Source organism: Bradyrhizobium sp. Leo170 (assembly GCF_004296405.1).
GTDB lineage: Bacteria > Pseudomonadota > Alphaproteobacteria > Rhizobiales > Xanthobacteraceae > Bradyrhizobium.
Genome location: NZ_PSRR01000582.1, coordinates 1 through 2,803, shown reverse-complemented (window position 1 = coordinate 2,803; position 2,803 = coordinate 1). Strand labels below are relative to the sequence as shown.

At 64.9% G+C, this 2,803-nt stretch carries 4 protein-coding genes; all 4 read right to left on the bottom strand.

Annotation, left to right across the window (positions count from 1 at the left end; all coding sequences use genetic code 11):
- Positions 1 to 77 precede the first annotated feature (77 nt).
- On the bottom strand, positions 78 to 659 hold the full coding sequence (locus tag CWO89_RS42685; protein WP_130584192.1) for an NUDIX domain-containing protein: 582 nt from the start codon (positions 657 to 659) through the stop codon (positions 78 to 80).
- The gene (locus CWO89_RS42680) at positions 656 to 1,114 is read right to left on the bottom strand and encodes a GNAT family acetyltransferase (RefSeq protein ID WP_282526952.1); all 459 of its coding nucleotides are present in this window, start codon (positions 1,112 to 1,114) and stop codon (positions 656 to 658) included. The genes CWO89_RS42685 and CWO89_RS42680 overlap by 4 nt, the downstream gene beginning before the upstream one ends.
- Entirely contained in the window at positions 1,111 to 2,538 is a 1,428-nt protein-coding gene (locus CWO89_RS42675; protein WP_130584191.1) for an FAD-binding oxidoreductase, read from the bottom strand. The genes CWO89_RS42680 and CWO89_RS42675 overlap by 4 nt, the downstream gene beginning before the upstream one ends.
- A 26-nt stretch (positions 2,539 to 2,564) precedes the next feature.
- A partial coding sequence (locus CWO89_RS42670) for a Sua5 family C-terminal domain-containing protein (RefSeq protein WP_283813584.1) occupies positions 2,565 to 2,803 on the bottom strand: 239 nt, incomplete at its 5' end.

The window sequence follows — 2,803 nt, the reverse complement described above, 5'->3', positions numbered from 1 at the left end:
GGCAAAGCGCAGCGTGCCCACCATCCCGAGCGGAGTGCTTAATGGGGGGCACGCTGCGCTTTGCCCACCCTACAACTTCACTTGAAAATATTCAGCGCCGCGTATTGCACGAGCATGATGGTCTTGGCGTCGACGATGCGGCCGTCTGCGATCATCGCGAGCGCTTCATCGATCGACAGTTCCAGCACCTCGATGTCCTCGCCCTCGTGTGCGAGGCCGCCGCCGTCGCCGACCCGCATCGAGGAATCATATTCGGCGACGAAGAAATGCAGTTTCTCCGTCACCGAGCCCGGGCTCATATAGGCCTCGAACACCTTGTGGACGTGATGAAGCCGGTAGCCGGTCTCTTCTTCCGCTTCGAGCCGAATCCGGTTCTCCGGGGTTTCATCGTCCAGCATGCCCGCGGCCGCCTCGATCATGAAATCATCGTGGCCGTTGAGGAAGGGCGGCAGGCGGAATTGCCGCACCAGCACCACGCTGCGCGCGGCGAGATTGTAGGGCAGCAGCGTCGCGGCATTGCCGCGGTCGAACACCTCGCGGCTCAGCGTCTGCCAGGCGCCGTCGCTGCGGCGGTAGTCGAAGGTCACCGACTTCAGTACGTAGTGCTCATCGGAGAGCACGCGCTCGTCCTTGATGCGGACACGGTCGGAGATGCTCATGCCGGCGTGCGCCCGTCGATCCATCTGGAGAAGACCAGAAGCTGTTGCTCCTCATAGCCGATCGACTGGTAGAACGCGCCGACCTTGGCGTTTTCCCGCCGCACCAGCAATTGCAGTTTTGCAATGCCGGCCGCCCGGAGCCAGTCCTCCGCTGCGCGCATGATCACCCGGCCGAAGCCTGCTCCCTGCCTGTCAGGATCGACCGCGACGTAATAGACCCAGCCGCGATGGCCCTCATGGCCGACCATGGCGGATGCGACGATCACCCCATTGTCGCGGCCGACCAGGATGTCCGAATTCGGCCCGCGTCGCGCCAGCGCGATGTCGGCGACCGGATCGTTCCATGGTCGCGTCAGGCCGCAGCGTTGCCAGAGTGCGACGACATCAGTGACGTCGCTGTCGGACATCGGCGCGATGGCGAGCGCGGCGACGGGGGGTGGGGGGACGACGTTCACAGCACTTTTCCGGGATTCATGATGCCGAGCGGATCGAGCATCGCCTTGATGCTGTGCATCAGTTCGATCGCGACCTTGTCCTTGACGTCGGGCAATTCATCGCGCTTGAGCACGCCGATGCCGTGCTCGGCCGAGATCGAGCCGCCCATCCGCAGCACGATGTCGAACACGACAGCGTTGACCTCATGCCAGCGGCTGAGGAAGTCCGCGCTGTCGGCGCCGATCGGCTGGCTGACATTGTAGTGGATGTTGCCGTCGCCGAGATGGCCGAACGGCACCGGCCGCGCGCCGGGGATCAGCTTGACCACCGCCGCATTGGCCTCCTCGATAAAGGCCGGGACCGCGGCGACCGGCACCGAGATATCGTGCTTGATCGAGCCTCCCTCCGGCTTCTGCGCCGCCGACATCTCGTCGCGCAATTTCCAGAACCCCTGGCGCTGGCTCAAATTCGCCGCGATCACGGCGTCGTCGACGATGCCGTCTTCCATGCCCTCGGCGAGGATGACTTCCAGCGTATCGCGCGCATCGTCGCGCGGCGAGGAAAGCTCCATCAGCACATACCAGGGGTGCTTGCTCGTAAGCGGATCGCGGATGTCGATGCCGTGGCGGATCGAGAAATCCACCGCGATGTCGGCGAGCAGCTCGAAGCTGGTGAGGCTGCCGGCGGCTTCGGTTTGCGAGATCGACAGCAACTTCAAGGCATCCGCCGGCGATTTCAGCCCGACAACGGCGGTCTCGATTGCGCGCGGCTTCGGAAACAGCTTCAGGCTCGCCGCGGTGATGATGCCAAGCGTGCCCTCCGCGCCAATGAAGAGATTGCGCAGGTCATAGCCGGTATTGTCCTTTTTCAGTTTCGACAGCGCGTTGAGCACGCGCCCGTCGGCAAGCACCACTTCGAGCCCCAGCGCCATCTCGCGCGCCACGCCATACGCCAATGCAGCGGTGCCGCCGGCATTGGTCGAGAGGTTGCCGCCGATGGTGCAGCTTCCCTCGGCGCCGAGCGAGAGCGGAAACAGCCGGTCGACGTCACTTGCGCGCCGCTGCGCCACCTGCAGCACCACGCCGGCTTCGCAGGTCATGGTGTTGGAGGCGGTATCGATCTCGCGGATCTTGTCCATCCGCCTCAGCGAGATCACGACCTCGCCATGATGCGGCGTCTGCCCGCCGACCAGGCCGGTATTGCCGCCCTGTGGCACCAGCGCGATGCGATGCGCCGACGCAAGCTTGCAGATCGCGGCGACTTCCGCGGTCGAGCCTGGGCGTAGCACCAGCGGCGAGCGTCCCTGGAACAGGTTGCGCTCCTCGACGAGGTAGGGCGCAATGTCGGTGGCGTCAGTCACCGCATATTTGTCGCCGACAATGGCGCGGAACTTGTCGATCAGTTCCGGCGGAAGCTGCGGCGCGGGCGGTTCTGCGATGTTCATCCCGGTCTCTTTCACTCCGGCCGCCTTCATTCGCGGCCCACGGCTGCGCGGCGCAGCCGGTCGTTGATGGCTTCGCCCAGACCTTCACCCGGAATGGGCATCACCGCGATCGCACGCGCGGCCCTGGTGTCGAGCGCGCGGAGATAGCCGAACAGATTGGCGGCGGCCTCGGCAAGATCGCCGCCAGGGGACAGATTCATCACGGCGGCCGCCGAATCAACCCCCGATATGCTCAAGGGCCCAAACGCCAGAAGCGCCTCTCCGG

Bases quoted from the DNA above. Each gene is read 5' to 3' on its own strand.
- CWO89_RS42675 (WP_130584191.1), bottom strand. From the start codon at position 2,538: ATGAACATCGCAGAACCGCCCGCGCCGCAGCTTCCGCCGGAACTGATC.
- CWO89_RS42685 (WP_130584192.1), bottom strand. From the start codon at position 659: ATGAGCATCTCCGACCGTGTCCGCATCAAGGACGAGCGCGTGCTCTCC.